We start from the raw sequence: 18,591 nt of genomic DNA, 5'->3' as shown, positions 1-18,591 counted from the left end.
CTAGTAGGTAGCGTACACCTCTGCTGATATTTTAAATCTTCCATTAAATTTAATATTTTCGGAAATTCAAAAGAGTGATTTCAGCGATGTTTACTCGATTGAGGCAGCAATATGTAGTTGGATCTCTTTACCTGGAATCCAGCTAACAGCCTTCTTTACTCCATAATGGCAATGTTTGGCTTAATGCCGTAACAGCGATCGCTCTTATCAAAGCAATTATAGAGGTATTGACAAATACAGTAGCCCTAAATCAATTGTGAGAAAATAATAGTGTTGTGAATATCACTAAGTATTGGGTGCAAAATGTGGATGCATTTGCTAATTGAATTGAACGAAGCGGATTGATAATTTCGTGAAATCAAAGGCGCATTTACACACAAACTTATAAGGTAATTAAAATGACTTACGATTCAGAAGATGTAGAACAAATCCTGCAAAAAGCACTCACTCGTAAAGACAAAGGTGAATTTTCACGAGAACAGCTTTTAGAAATGGCATCTGAGTTAGGTATTTCTTCTAATATTTTGGAAGCAACTGAACAAAAGTGGTTGGCTCAACAAGAAGAGAAACGTTTACGACACAAATTTAATACTTTCCGACGCAGAGCCTTTTGGACACACTTTGTTTCTTTCCTAGCGGTGAATTTATTCCTCATTCTCTTAAATTTAATCACTAGTCCTAGTTATTTTTGGGCTATTTTCCCAGTATTAGGATGGGGGTTAGGATTATTTTTTCATTGGTGGAGTGTTTATCAGAGTAAATCAGAGGATTACGAGATCGCTTTTCAGAAATGGCGTACACAAATTTAACTTCTCCTTTAACGATCAATCTTAGATATTCAGCGATCGCTATTATCCTAATTTGTGCCTCCTTCTAGATAAAATCTTCCCATAAACAACTCACATTCACCGCCAGGGGTGAGTGTGAGCTTTGTAATTTATAGGGAATTGCCTCTGACATCGCAAAATAGGTAAATTTGGGCAACCTTAAACTTGAGGAGTTGTGTAATCACGCCCTTTGATCCTTATCCTTGTGCTTGCCAATTTGCCAAAATAGAGCTGTAGGCTAGAATAACTACGCTTTAAGAAGCTTGATTGCCTAAACTCAGGAGCAAGAGTCGGCTGGTTAATAAGATAAAAGGAAGGGAATATGGATAACAACAACTGGTTGCAACAGCTAATGATGGTAGGCCTTGGTACAACGTCTATAGTCGCAGAAAAACTGCGGCAAGTCAGCGATGATTTAGTCAAAGACGGTAAACTCAATCCTGAGCAAGCCAAGGCGGTAATAGATGATATTGCCCAGCAGTTAAAGTCGGAACAGGGAAACTTCGATGTGCAAATGCAACGGCAAATGCGAAATATGATGCAGGATTTGGGGGTGGCTCGCCAGTCAGAAGTGGACGAGTTGAGGGGTAGAATTGACCGTTTAGAGCGGCAATTGCGCGATTTAGAAAATAAGCTTTGGCGTTAGAATGTCCTTTGTGATTTAAACTAAATGTGTCCTGTTGGTAATCTTTTTGCCAGGATACCTAAGTAAGGAGAACTGATTTTGAAACCAATTTTCCTCAGCGTGGCGTTCATGCTGGTGTGTGTTGTGCTTTTGGTTGTGGGGCAAGTAGGAAGTAAACAGAATACTGCCATTGCTGCCGAGTTAACCCAAACGCCGCCAGTATCCACAACTGTAACTGAAAACAATATCTTAATTGCGAGTAATACTATGTCTGATGCTAATGCCGTAACCACTCCCTCTGGATTAAAGTATGTGGAGTTAAAAGAGGGGACTGGGGCGACTCCTAAACCTGGACAAACGGTTGAAGTTCACTATGTCGGCACTCTAGAAAATGGTACTCAGTTTGATAGTTCACGCGATCGCGGTCAACCCTTCAGCTTTAAAATCGGTGCTGGACAGGTAATCAAAGGTTGGGATGAAGGACTTAGCACTATGAAAGTAGGCGGTCGTCGTCAGTTAATCATCCCATCGGAGTTAGGCTATGGCGCTCGTGGTGCTGGTGGCGTAATTCCACCCAATGCAACTCTAATTTTTGATGTGGAATTGCTGGGAGTTAAGTAAAAACTAGAGTATTGGGCATTGGGCATTGGGCATTGGCTTCTCTTAGTCCCCCATTCCCAGTCCCCAATTCAATGGCTAAATTTTTAAATTTTGAAACTTTGTAAATTGTGGATTAAACAAAAGTTTCGCAGTACCTGTAGGGCCATTGCGATGTTTAGCTATAATTACTTCTGCAATGCCGCGATCGGGAGTATCGGGAGAGTAATATTCATCACGGTATAACATTATTACTAAATCAGCATCTTGTTCAATGGAATTGTGAACAATAATATTATTTGCAACAAAATTATGCAAACCAGGAACGGTGAGGTCAAACACTTCTTCCTCGCCACTATATTCAATTGAAAGTATCTCATCCCAATAAACATCACTTGTGGCAAGAGTAATCAGTTTAGATGATTGAACAACGTTGCTGACTTTTAAATGTCCTAATAATGCAACTTCCGCATAAGTCATGCTTTGTTTATCAGAACTAGGGAGATGTCTTGGTAAACATAGATGTTGTTTAGGAGTTAATTCATCAAGTCTTTCCCAGCCATTAATTGTTAAAAACTTGTGATTACCTGTGGCACGGATTTTTCGACCCAATCGAGTTGTTAAAGTAAACAGAGGCTTTACACCGGTGGAAAAAGCATTGCTAACAATTGCTTTTTCTAGCTGCATTGTAGCTTCGTTCAACGCCCAAACTCCAAAACCAGATTTACCTGCTAATTCCCTAATTGGTACTTGCAGTCCTGAAGCAGCTAATGTCACCAGACTATCGCCTGCTAAACAACCGGATTCTCTCAAATCTGATAACATCGGACGCTTGTTAGTACGCGCTTCCACTCCTCGACTTAACTGAGATAAGGCAATAACTGGTACAGATAATTCCCGCGCTAAACCTTTGAGTTGTCGCGTAATTTTTGATAATTCTTGTACGCGATTATCACCTGCTCCTTCCATCAATTGCAAGTAATCTATTACAATTAATCCTAATTCAGTTCCAATTTCAGCTTGCAGTCTTCTTGATTGACTACGCATTTGTGTAACTGTAATATTCGGCGTGTCATCAATATAAATTGGCATCTCAGAAAGGATACCAATAGCACGGCTTAAAGGTTCCCACTGCGTTTGACTCAGGCGGCCAGTTCGCAAATAACTACTTTCAATTTGCGCTTCGCTAGCTAATAAACGTTGCGTCAGTTGCTCTTTTGACATTTCTAAGCTGAAAAAAGCAACTGGTAATTTATAAGAAGCGGCGATATTATGAGCAAGGTTTAAGCAAAATGCTGTTTTTCCCATTGATGGGCGGCCCGCGATAATAATCAAATCAGAACGCTGAAAGCCGCTGGTCATTGCATCTAAATCGTAAAATCCGCAGGGAATTCCAGGTAAGGCAATACCTTGGTTTCTATCTTCAATATCCTGGAAATTATTAATTAGAGTATCAGAAATGTGAACTAAACCCGATTGGGGACGCTCTTGAGTAACACCGAAAACTTTCTGTTCTGCCTGATCTAAAACTTGTGGTAACTCGGTTTCTGTCTCGTAACCAAGATGTACAATTTCATTCCCAGCTTTAATTAACTGTCGCCGCAGGTATTTTTCCATGACTAACCCTGCTAAGGCGTCGATGTTAACGGCTGACACTGTACGGTCTACCAGAGTTGCTAATTTATTTCTACCACCAATGCGGGGAAGCAAATCATGGTCAGTCAGCCAACTTGTAACTGAGAGTAAATCTGTGGGTTTACCTTGAGCGTGGAGCCTCACAGCAGCTTGATAAATATCTTTGTGAGCGCTAATGTAAAAAGCTTCGGGAAGAAGGCGATCGCTAACTCGACTAATCGCTTCTGGATCTAGCAAAATACCCCCCAAAATCGCTTCTTCCGCCTCAATATTTTGTGGTGGGAGGCGTAGTTTACCGCCGTAGGCATCGCTACCATCGCCTTGAAAACTCAATTCTTCAGCCATAAACGATTTTAGTTTTGAGATTTTGCGAGAGACGCGATTAATCGCGTCTGTACAGGAGTTTGGAGTTTGTATTTACCCCTACTTTCCCTGCTTCCTATGCTCCCACTGCTGTCTCCTAGCTAGCTACGACTTGAATATCGACTTGCGCCGCTACTTCCGAATGCAGCTTGATTTCGGCTTGATAAGTACCAAGGTGGTTAATATCGGGGATGGTAATTCCACGCCGATCGATTTCTTGACCAGTGGCTGCCTTAATTGCATCTACAACATCTTGGGTGGTGATAGTACCGAAAATTGCTTCGTTTTCACCAACTGGCTTGGCAATTGTCAAGCTGCCAACTTTTTCTAAAGATTCTTTTTGCTCAAGAGCTTGTTGTCTGAGTTCTAATTGCCGTTGACGCTCTTGCTCGCGACGGCGTTCTACTTGCTTGAGAATACCAGGAGTGGCATTGGTTGCCAATTTCTGGGGAATCAGATAGTTACGAGCGTAGCCAGGAGCTACTTCCACTAAATCGCCAGATTTTCCTAGCTTGCTGATATCCTGATTTAAAACTAACTGCACACGTTTCGCCATCGTTTTTCGTTTTTCCTGTAAAATCTGATTAATTTGGGTGGGTTTGGGCAGCATAGCTCACTAAAACAATGCTGTTAGCAGTAGCGGGGCCTTGAGCCAGTGCTGTTGCGGTAGCAGGGCGTTGAGCCAGTGCGGAGTCAAGAGTCCTGAATAACTAGTGTTTTTTCAGAACTTAGAACTCCTGAAATGAGTATATTTTCCCAAGTAGCTTTGCCCATACCTTAAAGCTTACAGATCCTAGCGAAAGGAAGGGTGCGATCGCAACTATTAGCGCTAGAAAGTTGGAGGAATGGGGGATGAGGGAGCAGGGGAGAAAAATCAATGCCCAATGCCTAAAAGTTATTTTTCATTTCCCGTATCCGCGCAAAGGTTTGCACTCCATCGCTACCTTTAACAGTTGATTGTAAGGATGGCTGATCCCAACGTAAAAAAGGATTGGTTCGCTTCTCAACTCCCAGCAGCGAGGGTATAGTAGCTTCTCCTCGACTACGGTAAGCCTTCACCTCATTGAAGCGTTTTTGTAAGTCGGCATTGTCGCCATCTACAGTTAGGGCAAATTGCAAATTTCCTAAAGTGTATTCGTGGGCACACCAGATACGCGTATCATCTGGTAGATAGCGCAGTTTGGTTAAAGAATCCACCATTTGGGTTGGTGTTCCTTCAAACAAACGACCGCAACCGCCAGAAAATAAGGTATCACCACAGAATAAATCGCCTGTCTCACCAGCTTTTTCGGGGGGAAAGTAGTAAGCGATGTGAGCGCGGGTATGTCCGGGGACAAAAATAACTTCAGCTATGCGATCTGCAAACTGGACGCGATCGCCTTGTTGCAAAAACACCTGCTGTCCGGGAATTCGCCCGCGATCTTCGACGCCACCGTAGACTGTTAGTTGCGGGAAGTGTTCTATTAATTGCTGATTGCCACCTACATGGTCATTGTGGTGGTGTGTGTTGAAAATCGCTACCAACTCAACTTTTAACTGTGCAAGTTGCTTTAGTACTGGTTCAGCCTCTGCTGGATCTACAACCGCAGCAATTTGTTGCTGGCGATCCACCAGCAAAAATATGTAGTTATCCGAGAGTGCCTCAAGCCTGATTACTTGCATTAATATCTCCCTTTCAAGATAAGTACTTTGGAATTTATCAGCAATCTTAAATATCTCAGTGAGAAAAGGTTGAGAAAGTCCATAAATACTATGATAGTACACAACCGTAATAATACTTAAGAATATGATAAGTAACTATAAATTATGATTTGGGTATATCAGTAAAATTTCTCTGGGAGGAAGTGTAAAAGCTAAGTTAGATTTATTCTGTTCTTTTTGTCCTAAATTGTCTTTTTTACTCAAAAACACCAAATCAGTCATCGAAAATTTTATTTGTACATACTAACTATTAATACGGATAATACGGAATTTTATAGATTCACTTTGGGTTATTTATAAAAGATAGATGTTAATAACGATTAAATAGAGCAATCAATCGTGGTAAAAAAAGATGAGCTTTCCAATTTTTTCTTTGCAGGTTCATAAATGAAGCTAATCCATACAACTAGCTGGTATTTTCCTGATACATCAGCCGGTGCTGAAGTATACTTAGATTCACTACTGCATGGCTTACAAGTACATGGACTAGAAAGTATTGTTGCTGCTCCTAAACAAGGTACAGAAGAAGATAGCTACGAATACAATGGCATCTCAGTTTATCGTTATCCTGTTTTTCCCAACCCCAGTAAGATAGAGGTACACAAGCAGCTACCCCACGGCGGCTTTAAAACTTTTGCTAATTGGCTAGAAAACAATCGAGCCGATGTATATCATCAACATTCTTGGCGATTTGACTGCGGTTTACATCACCTTGCTCTCGCCCGCCAGTTAGGGATGGCTACTGTAGTCACCGTCCACATACCTGAGCCTATATGTCTGCGTGGTACAATGATGCGCTGGGGTGAAGAACCTTGCAATGGGCTGATTGACTCTGTTAATTGTAGTCAATGCTTGGGAGTAGCAAAACAAGTATCGCCTTGGATGCTCAAGGCTTTTAGTCAAGTTCCCTTGGATGTTGGCATAGCAGCAGAAACAAAATTACTTACCTCTAAAAATTTCAAGCTGCGTCTACTTGGTAAAACTCTTGGTATTCCTACCCTAGTGTCTCAACATAGACGTAATTTGATGCAACTAGCAAAACTAGCCGATCGCATTGTTGTAACGAGTAATTGGCAATACAATGCTTTTGTTGCAAACAAGGTTCCTCCCGAAAAACTTACTGTCTCTCGACAAGGTGTTGCTAATACTTTCAAACGTGAAGTAACACCAAATAAACTACAAAACTCTACATTAAAAATCGGCTTTTTGGGCCGCTGGCAAGAAACTAAAGGGGTACAAGTTTTAGTAGAAGCCGTACATAGTCTACCGAATGATGTACCTGTAGAGTTAATTCTTCATGCTACTCATCCGGGAAAATACGGTGCTGCCAATCGTGAAAAAGTTATGGCGATCGCATCTCGCGATCGCCGGATTCGGATTGCTGAACCACTTGCACGCGAAGCAGTACCAGAGGCATTAGCCGGTTTCGATATACTAGCAATACCATCGCAGTGGTTAGAAACTGGGCCCATAGTTGCTTTAGAAGCGCAAGCTATGGGCATTCCCGTACTAGGTTCAAATTTAGGAGGAATTGCTGAGTTAGTCCGTCATGGGATCGATGGTTGGTTAGTTCCAGCCAAGGATGTCCAAGCATGGGCTGAAGCGATCGCAACTTTAGCCAAAGACGGCGATTTACTAGCTAAATTACGTCAAGGTATCCAGCCAGTACGTACAATGGATACTGTTGCTTCAGAGATGCTGACACTTTACCATGAAATATTAAAAATCCCTCAGAAAAACTTTGTATCTTGATGGATTGACACCTAATTTATTTAGTTGCTCCAGCTCCTACAAAACAAATTAAATTAATATTTGCAGATTTAGCAACAGTTGACAAATCCTTGAAAAATTAAATAATAACCAGTATAAAAATAGTGAGAAAATTTTATAAAATATCCTTGTTGGTTTCAGATTTATCAAGTGCAGCGATTCTGCGTGCATACTTGATAGCAAAAGCTCTCAATCAGTTAGGATATGAAGTTGAAATTATGGGTTTTTTATTTGGAAATAACTTCTATTTAAATTTACCATCCGAATTCAACGTTTATAACTTACCAGGCAAAGACTTTCCAGACTTTTTTGGAGAAATTCAAAAAATTTTACCAAAAATAAATGGCGATATAATTTATGCCATCAAACCACAAATAGCAAGTTTTGGAGTTGGACTATTAAAGAAAATATTCACTAGAAAGCCATTAATTTTAGACATAGACGATTGGGAACTCAGCTGGCATGGAGGTGATAACTGGCATTATCATCCTACACCCAAAGAATTTGCTAGGGACTTGCTGAAACCACAGGGCGCACTAAAAAATCCTCATCATACTTTATATGTGAAATGGATGGAAGGTTTGGTAAGTCACGCTGATGCTGTGACAGTGCATACTAAATTTTTGCAGCAGCGTTTTGGTGGTACATTGGTTCCGAATGGCAAAGATGTTTCTTTATTCGATCCCGCTCAATATGATGCTGAATCCAGTAGGAATCGTTATGGTTTATCTGAATATCGCATTTTAATGTTTCCCGGTGCGCCAAGACCTTATAAAGGTTTAGAAGATGTTCTCATCGCGCTCGATAAACTTAATCAACCAGACTTGAGACTAGTAATTGTAGGTGGTAGTCCTTATGATGATTATGATAAACAACTTCAACAAAAGTGGGGACGTTGGATTATTAAATTACCTAAGTATCCAGCCGACGTTATGCCTGATTTGGTAGCAGCTGCTCACATTGTAGTTGTTCCCCAGCGAGATACTCCAGAAACTCGCGCTCAATTTCCCTTGAAGTTGACAGATGGGATGGCAATGGCTAAACCTGTATTATCAACGCGTGTTGGAGATATTCCCCAAATTTTAGGTGATACTGGTTATTTAGTCGAGCCTGGTTGTCCTGAGCAAATTGCTGAACAAATTCAATTGATTTTTCAGAATTTAGAGTCAGCAAACCAGAAAGCTATCAAGGCAAGAGAAAGATGTGTCGAACACTATAGCATAGAGGCTATGGCTTCTACGCTCAAGTCAGTAATTGCTCAGTTGTGAATAATATTAATAATTAAGTTAAATTTGCATAAAAATACCCAATGTCTACCAGAAAACTAATACTAAGATTCGCCAAACCCTATCCAGGTTTAATTATCCTAACAATGCTGTTGGGATTTTCTGGTGCTTTATTTAATGGTGTCGGTGTGACTTTGATTGTGCCAGTAATTTTGAGAATTGTCGGACAACCAGTAGATTTAACTGGTTTTCCTCCGATTCTCAAAGCTGTGATGTTCCCATTTGATAATCTTCCCGAAAATTATCGTAATTTGGGAATGGCTGGAACAATTATATTTATAATTTTATTAAAAAACTTATCTAGTTATTTTAGTATTTTAACATCGAGTGTTTTCACTCGGAGATTAAATGCGGATATTCGCGAAGCTAGCTTAGAGTTATTGCTAGATATTGATATAGACTATTATTCAAAAACGAAAGTAGGCGATATTATTAATCGGCTTGGTTCGGAAACTGCCCGCACTTCTAGCGCTATCGGTAGTATTATCAATTTAATTATTTTAATAATTACAATTTTAGTTTTCGTTGCCTTATTATTAGCCATTTCTTGGCAGCTAACAATCGCAGCAACAATTTTGTTGGGTTTTATAACATTAATCAATCAATACACAATTAGTAGAGCGAAACAATTTGGTCAACAACTATCAGAAATGTCTACCTCTTATTCAATCAGTGTTTTAGAAACATTGAATGGAATTCGTTTGGTAAAGTCAACTGCTAATGAAGACAGAGAATATCAAAAGATTACCAAATTAATCCGCGATCGCGAAAAAGCAGATTTTCAATCTCAAGTAAACTCACAAGCGATCGGGCCGATAAGTGAGGTAATGGGAGTTATAGCCTTACTTATGATTGTGTTCTTGAGTAAAGCTTTCTTTGCCAACCAGGTTTCTTTCATTTCTACAGTACTACTGACATATTTATTAGTATTACTGCGACTGCTGCCTTTGGTATCTCAGTTAAATAGTCTTCGTAGTAGCTTTGCTAATAGTGCTACTAGCGTAGAAATAGTAACTGAGTTTTTAAGTCGCGATCGCAAGCCGTTTATGAAAAACGGTAATGTTATCTACACAGAATTAAAAAAAGGAATAAGTTTTAATTCACTTTCTTTTGCCTACCCTAGTCATGAAAAGTTAGTACTGAAAGATGTAAATTTATTTTTACCCCGTGCTACAACTCTCGCTTTGGTAGGTGGTTCTGGTGCTGGTAAGTCAACCTTGGCTGACCTCTTACCCAGATTTTACGATCCGACATCTGGCAGGATCTCTATCGATGGCACAGACCTGCGTGATTTTGATATCAAATCTCTCAGAACACAGATGGGAATTGTCAGTCAAGATACATTTCTCTTTAATGACTCGGTGCGAAATAACATTGCTTATGGAAGACCTGAAGCTACAGAAGATGAAATTATCTCAGCAGCCAAACGAGCCAATGCTTATGAATTTATTGATAAATTACCTCAAGGGTTAGACAGCCAAATTGGCGATCGCGGCGTCATGTTGTCTGGTGGACAAAGGCAAAGATTAGCGATCGCTCGCGCCCTCCTGCAAAACCCAGAAATTTTGATTTTAGATGAAGCCACCAGCGCTTTAGATACCGTTTCCGAACGCTTAGTACAAGCTGCACTCGACGATCTAAGTCGCGATCGCACAACCCTTGTAATTGCTCACCGCCTTTCCACAGTCCAAAAAGCCGATCAAATTGCCGTTTTAGATCAAGGACAGGTGGTAGAAGTGGGAACCCATGAAACACTTTTACCAAAAGGTGGCTACTACTCACGCCTCTACTCAATGCAATTTGTCGGACAGACTGAAGTTTCCACCAAAACTAATCCTAGCTTTAACCGCATTTCTCACGAACTGCGTACAAGGCTTAACTCAATGATTGGTTTCCTGGGATTATTAGTTGACGATCTAGTAGACAATTCCCAAGAGCGGCAGGAATTAATTGACCAATCATACAACTCATCTGTAAGAGTTCTCAACGCCATCGATCTCTTCAGCGATGTAGTTAACCTGAAAATTAACTGGCAGTTATCGTCAGATATAGACCAAAATCAAGATGAACATAAGCAGTATCAAAACTTTAGTCATATCTCGGATGAGTTTCGCACGTGTCTCTATCCTCTCATTAGCTCTCTGCGTTTGCTAGCCGATAAATTAGAATCCGAACCCCAAAAACAAAATCTATTAATTGCAGAATCTTATCAATCTGCTATTTACCTATTAGATATATTAAAAGTTTTTGAAAATAAAGTTTAATTTTAGTTAATGTCAGGAACAAAAGTAGTTATACCACAATCTTTAAAAACCTATCATCCCCAAAAAAATGATAAATTCTTCAAATAAAAATCAATATATTTTTTATACCGGAGAGCTATCATTCAAGCCGGACACAGCACACGAAATTCATGATGTTCTTTGTGCCAATGCCGCAGCTAACTTAGGCTACTCCTCAGTTTTAATTTATCAAGATAAAAAAAATTCTTCTGTTAATTTACTATCGTTAATTTATCCTTATCAACCCAAAAAACCCGGCAGAGAATTTATCGAATTTTACGATGTTCAAGAAAAGCTCAAAATTGCGGCATTGCCAATGCCTTGGCCTATCGATCGAATAGGTGGTAAATTTACTAACTCTAGTACAGTAGTAACCAAATATTATTTACCAGTTCATATCCTACCTCATACTAAAGTTGTCCATACGCGAGATTGGAACTTTGTGAAAGCCGCAGTCAAAAATAAAGTTCCTACAATCTATGAACGTCACTATTTTCAAGACCGAAAATTTGAGCAGGACATCATCCACAGCCCCTATTTTAAAATAGCCATAACTCAGTCAGAACCCATCCGGCAAAGCCTAATAGAAAATGGAATGCCACCGGAAAAAGTAGTTTGGCTACATAACGGATTCAATCAATCATTTTCAATCAGACAGCCCCAAGAAGCCGAAAGATGGCGGCAAGAATTACTTATCAATGGACGGAAGCATTTAGTTGTCTATTCAGGTGCTTTGTACCCTTTCAAAGGAGTCGATCTCTTAATTGATTCTGCTAAAGAATTGCCAGAAATTCAGTTTGTAATCACAGGAGGAACAGAAGCACAAGTACAAGCATATCAACAAATAGCCAGAGATAAAAATATCGAAAACGTTAAATTATTAGGCTGGATACTTCCACGAGAACGATTAGTCAGCTTGTTTCAAGCAGCTGATATTTTGGTTCATCCTCACTGCGCTGGAAAATCAGCAGATTTCACGAATCCAGTTAAGTTTTTTCAGTACATGGCTGCTGGCACTCCTATAGTTGCAACTGAGATTCCACCCTTAATGGAATTCAAAACATCGCCTTTGATTGCCAGTTGGTGTACACCAGATAACCCGCATAAACTTGCCCAATCTATTCAACATACTTTAGAAACTTATCCCAGGAAAATAGAGGGTTATGCAGCTAGTATAGATTTTGCCCAGCAATTTTCTTGGGAGAATAGAATTACCAAAATATTAAGCTACGTAGAAGAAGATCGGCGTCCACCAATTCTGGGGTAACGGTACAAAAATAACCGAATAAATACGATTTATGACTATTAAAACTGTTGGCATGATTAGCAGCTATTCAGGTCTTGCTAAAAACAAAGATTGGTTATGGCAACAAACTCCGCACTACTTTGGTGTTTGGAAGAACATGCAAATGTTGAAAATGGCACAAAAGCCAGACTTTATGTTGCTGTATCAATTTGATTTTCCTCAAGCATCGCCGCAAAAATCTTGGTTAGATAGTTTTCGCAAACAGCAGCAAAAACCAGTAGTAAATGTTGAATCTCTACTGCGTGGTGTTAACAAAGAGCGGATTATTTATTTGCTCAGAGAACCGCCTTTAGATGAGGTTGTAAAAATAACTAATCATAATTATCAAGAAGCCCAAAAGTATTGCGGCTACGTTTCTGGCCCCGATGATTTTGCTCCCATTCCTGACTATATGCCTGCTATTTGGTATCACTCAAATTCATTTCAAGATTTAAATGAAATGCCACCGCCCCCAAAAGTTGCCCCATGTAGTTGGATTACTTCGGGAATTAGCCGCACAGCCAATCATCGTCAGCGTTTAGATTTTTTACAATCTTTGCAATCTAGTGGTATGAAATTTGATTTGTATGGGCGTAACTTACCAGAATGGGCGAACAGTTCGGGAGAACTAGGTAACAAATGGTATGGAATGGCACCATACTATTACAATCTGGCAATTGAAAACTATGCTGATAATAATTGGTATGTGAGTGAGAAACTTTGGGATAGTTTACTTGCTTGGTGTTTACCAATTTACTATGGTGGCCCGGCTGCTGATAAATTATTGCCACCAGGTAGTTTTTTGCGGTTGCCCAGTTTAGATGAAAAAGGCATTGCTTACATCCAAGAAGTGACAGCTACACCTGATGCTTGGTATGCTGCCAAAGATGCGATCGCAGAAGCACGTCAAATCATTTTACACAAATTAAACTTGCTTAACTGGTTATCAAACTTTGTCGATCAACACTCATAAATTATGAATGGTATTTGTACCCTTGGCAATGATTATGTTTTCGATCAACTGGTGGCTTTGCTCAACAGTATTGATGTTATCTTAGGCCCAGAAACTCCTGTTTGTATCTATCCTTTCGACGATCGGACACAACGGATTGCTGACGAAATAGCTAAACGCCCTAATGTATTTCTTTACGATGACCAAGAATCAATCAACCGCTGGGATCAATTTATGTTGGCAGCAGCCCCAGAAAGATTGAATCGGAGTAAATCTCGTCTTTATGGCGCTCACCGTCGTTTTTGCGCTTTTGATGGGCCATTCGAGAAGTTTATCTATTTAGATGCAGACACCTTGGTGATGAACTCACTAGCGACGGTGTTTGAAAAGCTAGAGAGTTATGATTTTGTAGTCTATGATTTTCAATTTACAGATGTTAGCAAAATATATAATGTTACTTCTCCCAAATTACTAAAATTTTTTGAGCAAAAACGCATTGATTCCGAAATATTTTGCTCAGGATTTTATGGCGCAAAAAAAGGACTATTCGACTCGGAAAAAAGAGATTGGCTAATATCAAATTTACAAAATGGAGAGTCAGAAATTTTGTATGGTGGTGCTGGCGAACAACCATTAATCAACTATATGGTAATGAGGTCTAATCTTTCTATTTATAACTTTGCTCGCCAACTGCCAGATAATGAAAAAACAGGATGTTCTGCTAGCTCTAAACATTTCGAGGAACGAGAACATATTCTTTACGATCGCGGTAATCAGCTAACTTATCTCCATTACATTGGGATTCCTCCTAATATCAATCAAGCAGTCTGTGCGGGAGAAAATATTCAGTTTCCCTATCGAGAGTTATTTCTCTATTATCGTTACTTACACGAACCAGAAAAGCGTCCAGTATTTACCAATCCTCCTAAAAATTATAATGACGCTCCAGCGCCAAATTTCCTTACCAGAGCTTTGCAAAAACTTAAGTTAATTAACCAAGGATAATTTATGAGTAGGGGCATTTATATAGTTGCCAATGACCGCGTTATCGATAATGCTATTGCTCTACTCAATAGCATTCGTTACTATGACCCAGAAGTTACTATTTATCTCATACCTTTTAATGACAATTACCACAAGGTCGCAGAACAGCTTGCTACCTTACACAACGTCCAAATTTTCCCAGATTTAGAACTTATTGATACCTTTACCAAACGCATCGGAGAAATTTTTGACCGAGATTTCCTCGCCTTACCCAACAAAATGCGTAAATTGGTGGCGTGGTTTGGACCTTTAGATGAATTTATTTATATTGATACGGATATTGTCGTTTTTGAAAAAATTGCCGACAATTTAGACAAACTTTCAGAAGTCGATTTCTTCTGCTGTGATTACCATCATGCTAATGAAAAGCTGCGAAATATATTTTCCCCATTTGTGAAAGAACAGCAAATTTTTTCCGATACCCAACTTCAAGATGTTTTCAACAGCGGTTTTTGGGCTTCGAGAAAAGGAGTTATTACCGAACAACAAATGGATGAAGCTCTACGCGAGTGTGCAGCACATCGCGAATATTTCGATTTTTCGGAAGGAGTTACAGACCAACCAATTTTAAATTATCTTGTTCTCAAACTAATTTCTAAACGTGGAAATCTCGTCAAAATTCCTGGGGGAGGGCCTGGTAGTTGGGCAGGTTCGCAAAATTTTCAACAGCAAGATTACGCCCTCTATGACCGAGGACAACGACTCAAATATCTCCATTGGGCTGGTACGCGGATGAAAACTGGTAGTCCCTATTGGCAATTGTGGGAACACTATCGTTATCTGCATGAGGGTAAATTTGCCTTCATCCCCAAACTGACTCGCCGTTTATTTCCCTTTGTTTCTGCGCGTACTTAAATATTAGGAGTATTCCAATGATTGATGGTATTTACACCTTAGCGAATGATGTTGTCTATGACCAACTAGTTGCTTTGCTCAACAGCATAGAAGCTAATGCTGGTAGAGAAATTCCTGTTTGTGTAATTCCATATAATGACCAGCTAGAGAAAGTCAAGGCAGAAATTGCATCTAGAGATAATGTTACTTTATTTGAAAATTCTGATTCCATAGCCTACTGGGAGGACTTTGGCTCTCGTATCTGGAAAGCTCACCCAAGGGCGTTAAAGCTATGGCGAGAGTATGGTTTGCCAGAGAATTATCGCATAGAAAGACATCGAAAACTCTGCTGTCTAGATGGCCCATTTGACAAATTTATCTTCTTTGATGGAGATACATTATTGATGAAATCACTCGATGATGTTTATCAAAAGTTGGATGAATATGATTGGATTACGAATGACTTTCAATATAGATCCGATTTGAATTATATTTTCAACTGGACAGAAGATAAGCTAGCAAAGATTTTTCCTATAGAAGATATTAGGAATCAAATTTTTTGTTCTGGTTGGTTTGCTTCTAAAAAGGGTGTTTTTAACGATGCTAATTTAGCAACTTTACTAGCAAACTTAGAAGCAGGTGAAGCTGATGCACTAGCATGGGCAGATTCCGATCAAACAGTTCTCAACTATTTAGTTTTACGTAGTGGAATTTCTTACTACAATTACGCCTATCACGGTAAAGCGACTGGTTGCCATTGGACTTCTAAATTTGATGTTGTAGATAATATTCTTTACGACCAAGGGCAGAAATTGACATACTTACACTATATGAGTGTATCTTCTTCAGCTTTTACGAGGCTTTGTGGGGGTGAAGATGTTGATATTGCTTACCGCGATGTTTTCTTATATTATCGCTATTTAAAATCACCTGAAAAACGTCCTCAAAGCTTTAAGCGCCCAAGCAGACTAACACTTCTGCAAAAGTCCACTAGTAGCTTTATTCAGCAAAGAATAAACAACATTAAGCTAAAGTATCGCAACTTTAAGCATAGAATTGCTCAATAAACATTAAAGAGAGTCTGAAACTCTCTTTAATTTTAAATTATTAATTTCCTACTCTTTTCTAAGAAAAAGAATCTAAATCTAAAGATTGCATACCTTCACGTTCTATAAAAGTCATCATACTTCCCAACTGCAACCAAACTAGCAAACAAGTAAAAAGACTAATTGGTAGACCGACTCCTAAAGCCAAGGATGAGGGAAAGCCAAATATCTCTAAACCTGAAGACATAAATAGACAAGTACCGCCTGTTATACCGATAAATGGTACAAGTAATTGTTTCAGTGAGGAACGTGGCTGAGTATTTTCTGTTCGTTCGCTTGGCCATTTCTGCACAATTACTTTCAAAGTGCCAGATAATGCTAAACCAGATGTTAATGCTATCAAAAAGCCAACAAGTAAGAGAAAGTAAGGCGGTTGCTCAGGAAAATAATACATGAAAACTCCTAATTTCTATTAAAGATTTTTTACTTTTTATTTGTTGACTGGTTCTCAGCAAAAGACCCAAGTAATGTCGCTTTTGGCAGGATAGCGGCTGCCCCTTCTCTGGATAACTCTGTTAAAATCCCGATCGCTACATTTAATAAACGATCCGGTTTTAAGTCATCTTTAACCAGGTTCCACAGGCGTTGGACATCTTCGGTGTGTAGGCGGTCATCTTCGGTGAGAGCAAGCACCAACTGTCGCCGAAGAAACTTGCCTTCTTCCGACATTAAGTATTGGAACCCCATCTGAGCTGTGGGCAATACATCAAAGTTGTTATCGGTACGAGCGATCGCAATCAAATTCTCTAACCGCTGCCACTGAAATTTACCATCTTTGAATAACACATTCAATAATCGTCGTCTTAATTCCGGCGATTCTCCTGTCAGCAACCGCCGCGCTATATAGGGATAACCCACTTCAACAATTTTGAAATCGGGGTTAAGGCTAAGGGCAATACCTTCTTGGGTAACTAGAGAACGAATAATCAAAGCAAACTTTGCCGGAACTCGGAAAGGATATTCGTACATCAGTTCCGAAAATTCATCGGTAATAGTTTTGAAGTTAAAATCCTTGACATTTTTGCCAATAGCGTTTCCTAGCACCGCTTCTAGCGCTGGCACTATTGGGCAAATATTCGTATCTGGAGTCAGAAACCCTAATTTTACAAAGTCTTCGGCTAAGTCGGTGTAGTCTTTATTCACCAAATGTACTAGTGCATCTACCAATGTTTCTTTGGTGCTTTCTTCCAACTGATCCATCATGCCGAAGTCAATATAAGCCATACGACCATCGGGTACAGCAAACAAATTGCCAGGATGAGGGTCAGCATGGAAGAAGCCATATTCTAAAAGCTGTTGCAATCCTGATGTAACACCAATTTGGATGATCGCTTCTGGGTCTAAACCCGCTTCGCGAATGCGTTGAGTATCCGTCAGCTTGAAGCCGTCAATCCATTCCAGGGTTAAAACGTGGGTATTGGTGTAACGCCAGTAAATACCTGGAACTTTTACTTCTGGGTCATTGTGGAAGTTGCTAGCAAATTTTTCGGCGTTGCGGCCTTCATTAATATAGTCAATTTCTTCAAATAACTTTGTGCCAAACTCGTCCACAATTAAAGTTAGGTCGTGACCGAGATTTAAAGGCAACCAAGGAGCTAGCCAACCTGCTGCCCAACGCATCAGATATAGGTCGCGTGTAATTACCGGATGTAAGTTAGGGCGTTGCACCTTCACGGCGACTTCTTCGCCGCTAACCAAACGACCCCGGTAAACTTGACCCAAGCTAGCAGCAGCTACTGGGTGAGGTGACAGTTCGCTAAAACTTTCGTGAATTGGACGACCTAGTTCACTTTCGATAATCTGGTAAGCGATCGCATTATCGAAAGGTGGTAACTGATCTTGTAACTTTATCAGTTCTTCTAAGAAATCTTTGCGTATCAGGTCAGGCCTAGTGGAGAGGGCTTGACCAACTTTAATAAAAGTCGGGCCGAGGCGGGTGAGCAGTTCTCGCAACTGGATAGCTCGTTTACCCTTGTTCTGCTCAACTTTATCTTGCCACTCGTCCCACTTCAGACTGAATATAAATCCTGCAAAGGAGGAGATAATTCTCAGCACTCGCCCCCAGGCTAGCCAAGGACGGTAACTATAGTAGCGAGCGATCGCATCTGGATTATAGAGTTTTAGTTGAGCAGGTTGATACTGACCCACGCCTTTTTTTGCCTCTTCAACTGAAAAATTTACAATGATTGTTTTTCTCCTGACCCACAAGTTAGTTGCAAGTTCAGGATAGCAGTAGCCTTTTATCTAAAACAACTAGAACTCTACCCTTTGGGGATAGTGTTCG

General features: G+C 39.9%; 16 protein-coding genes. 11 read left to right on the top strand and 5 right to left on the bottom strand.

What is annotated here, in order from left to right; translation table 11 throughout:
* Positions 1 to 398 precede the first annotated feature (398 nt).
* The 3 genes from HWQ43_RS23595 to HWQ43_RS23585 all read left to right on the top strand — a co-directional run bounded on the left by HWQ43_RS23595 (position 399) and on the right by HWQ43_RS23585 (position 2,073).
* Entirely contained in the window at positions 399 to 809 is a 411-nt protein-coding gene (locus tag HWQ43_RS23595) for a 2TM domain-containing protein (RefSeq protein ID WP_292738410.1), read from the top strand.
* Between the two features lie 340 nt (positions 810 to 1,149).
* Positions 1,150 to 1,473 carry a phasin family protein gene (locus HWQ43_RS23590; protein ID WP_094352173.1) on the top strand — a complete coding sequence of 108 codons (324 nt, stop codon included), beginning with the start codon at positions 1,150 to 1,152 and terminating at the stop codon, positions 1,471 to 1,473.
* 78 nt (positions 1,474 to 1,551) lie between these two features.
* Positions 1,552 to 2,073: an FKBP-type peptidyl-prolyl cis-trans isomerase gene (locus tag HWQ43_RS23585; protein ID WP_292738409.1), complete on the top strand. Its 522-nt coding sequence runs from the start codon at positions 1,552 to 1,554 to the stop codon at positions 2,071 to 2,073.
* Positions 2,074 to 2,148: 75 nt separating this feature from the next.
* Here HWQ43_RS23585 and HWQ43_RS23580 read toward each other — a convergent pair whose 3' ends face one another.
* The 3 genes from HWQ43_RS23580 to gloB all read right to left on the bottom strand — a co-directional run bounded on the left by HWQ43_RS23580 (position 2,149) and on the right by gloB (position 5,709).
* Positions 2,149 to 4,029 carry a replicative DNA helicase gene (locus HWQ43_RS23580; protein ID WP_292738408.1) on the bottom strand — a complete coding sequence of 627 codons (1,881 nt, stop codon included), beginning with the start codon at positions 4,027 to 4,029 and terminating at the stop codon, positions 2,149 to 2,151.
* Positions 4,030 to 4,144: 115 nt separating this feature from the next.
* Positions 4,145 to 4,603 carry a 50S ribosomal protein L9 gene (gene rplI, locus HWQ43_RS23575; protein WP_094352304.1) on the bottom strand — a complete coding sequence of 153 codons (459 nt, stop codon included), beginning with the start codon at positions 4,601 to 4,603 and terminating at the stop codon, positions 4,145 to 4,147.
* A gap of 332 nt (positions 4,604 to 4,935) precedes the next feature.
* Entirely contained in the window at positions 4,936 to 5,709 is a 774-nt protein-coding gene (gene gloB / locus HWQ43_RS23570; RefSeq protein ID WP_292738407.1) for a hydroxyacylglutathione hydrolase, read from the bottom strand.
* Positions 5,710 to 6,135: 426 nt separating this feature from the next.
* Here gloB and HWQ43_RS23565 point away from each other — a divergent pair, with 426 nt between their 5' ends.
* From HWQ43_RS23565 to HWQ43_RS23530, 8 genes are all read left to right on the top strand, one after another.
* A complete protein-coding gene (locus HWQ43_RS23565) occupies positions 6,136 to 7,500 on the top strand; it encodes a glycosyltransferase (RefSeq protein ID WP_292738406.1) in 1,365 nt (454 codons plus the stop codon).
* A gap of 122 nt (positions 7,501 to 7,622) precedes the next feature.
* Positions 7,623 to 8,786: a glycosyltransferase family 4 protein gene (locus HWQ43_RS23560; RefSeq protein ID WP_292738405.1), complete on the top strand. Its 1,164-nt coding sequence runs from the start codon at positions 7,623 to 7,625 to the stop codon at positions 8,784 to 8,786.
* A gap of 41 nt (positions 8,787 to 8,827) precedes the next feature.
* Positions 8,828 to 11,068, top strand: a complete 2,241-nt coding sequence (locus HWQ43_RS23555; RefSeq protein WP_292738404.1) for an ATP-binding cassette domain-containing protein — start codon at positions 8,828 to 8,830, stop codon at positions 11,066 to 11,068.
* A 67-nt stretch (positions 11,069 to 11,135) separates the two neighbouring features.
* Positions 11,136 to 12,353 carry a glycosyltransferase gene (locus HWQ43_RS23550; RefSeq protein ID WP_292738403.1) on the top strand — a complete coding sequence of 406 codons (1,218 nt, stop codon included), beginning with the start codon at positions 11,136 to 11,138 and terminating at the stop codon, positions 12,351 to 12,353.
* A gap of 31 nt (positions 12,354 to 12,384) precedes the next feature.
* Positions 12,385 to 13,344: a glycosyltransferase family 10 gene (locus tag HWQ43_RS23545; RefSeq protein ID WP_289798677.1), complete on the top strand. Its 960-nt coding sequence runs from the start codon at positions 12,385 to 12,387 to the stop codon at positions 13,342 to 13,344.
* Between the two features lie 3 nt (positions 13,345 to 13,347).
* Entirely contained in the window at positions 13,348 to 14,328 is a 981-nt protein-coding gene (locus HWQ43_RS23540) for an Npun_R2821/Npun_R2822 family protein (protein ID WP_292738402.1), read from the top strand.
* Positions 14,329 to 14,331: 3 nt separating this feature from the next.
* A complete protein-coding gene (locus HWQ43_RS23535) occupies positions 14,332 to 15,222 on the top strand; it encodes an Npun_R2821/Npun_R2822 family protein (RefSeq protein ID WP_292738401.1) in 891 nt (296 codons plus the stop codon).
* Positions 15,223 to 15,239: 17 nt separating this feature from the next.
* A complete protein-coding gene (locus tag HWQ43_RS23530; protein WP_292738400.1) occupies positions 15,240 to 16,268 on the top strand; it encodes an Npun_R2821/Npun_R2822 family protein in 1,029 nt (342 codons plus the stop codon).
* 58 nt (positions 16,269 to 16,326) lie between these two features.
* Here the strand turns inward: HWQ43_RS23530 and HWQ43_RS23525 are convergent, their stop codons facing one another.
* Together HWQ43_RS23525 and HWQ43_RS23520 are read right to left on the bottom strand one after the other, a co-directional pair.
* The gene (locus HWQ43_RS23525; RefSeq protein ID WP_292738399.1) at positions 16,327 to 16,701 is read right to left on the bottom strand and encodes a hypothetical protein; all 375 of its coding nucleotides are present in this window, start codon (positions 16,699 to 16,701) and stop codon (positions 16,327 to 16,329) included.
* Positions 16,702 to 16,730: 29 nt separating this feature from the next.
* Positions 16,731 to 18,455: an AarF/ABC1/UbiB kinase family protein gene (locus HWQ43_RS23520; protein ID WP_292738398.1), complete on the bottom strand. Its 1,725-nt coding sequence runs from the start codon at positions 18,453 to 18,455 to the stop codon at positions 16,731 to 16,733.
* Positions 18,456 to 18,591 lie beyond the last annotated feature (136 nt).

The sequence above is a fragment of the Nostoc sp. JL31 genome (assembly GCF_017114965.1).
Lineage (GTDB): Bacteria > Cyanobacteriota > Cyanobacteriia > Cyanobacteriales > Nostocaceae > Nostoc > Nostoc punctiforme_A.
This window is presented reverse-complemented; position numbering and strand designations above follow the sequence as displayed.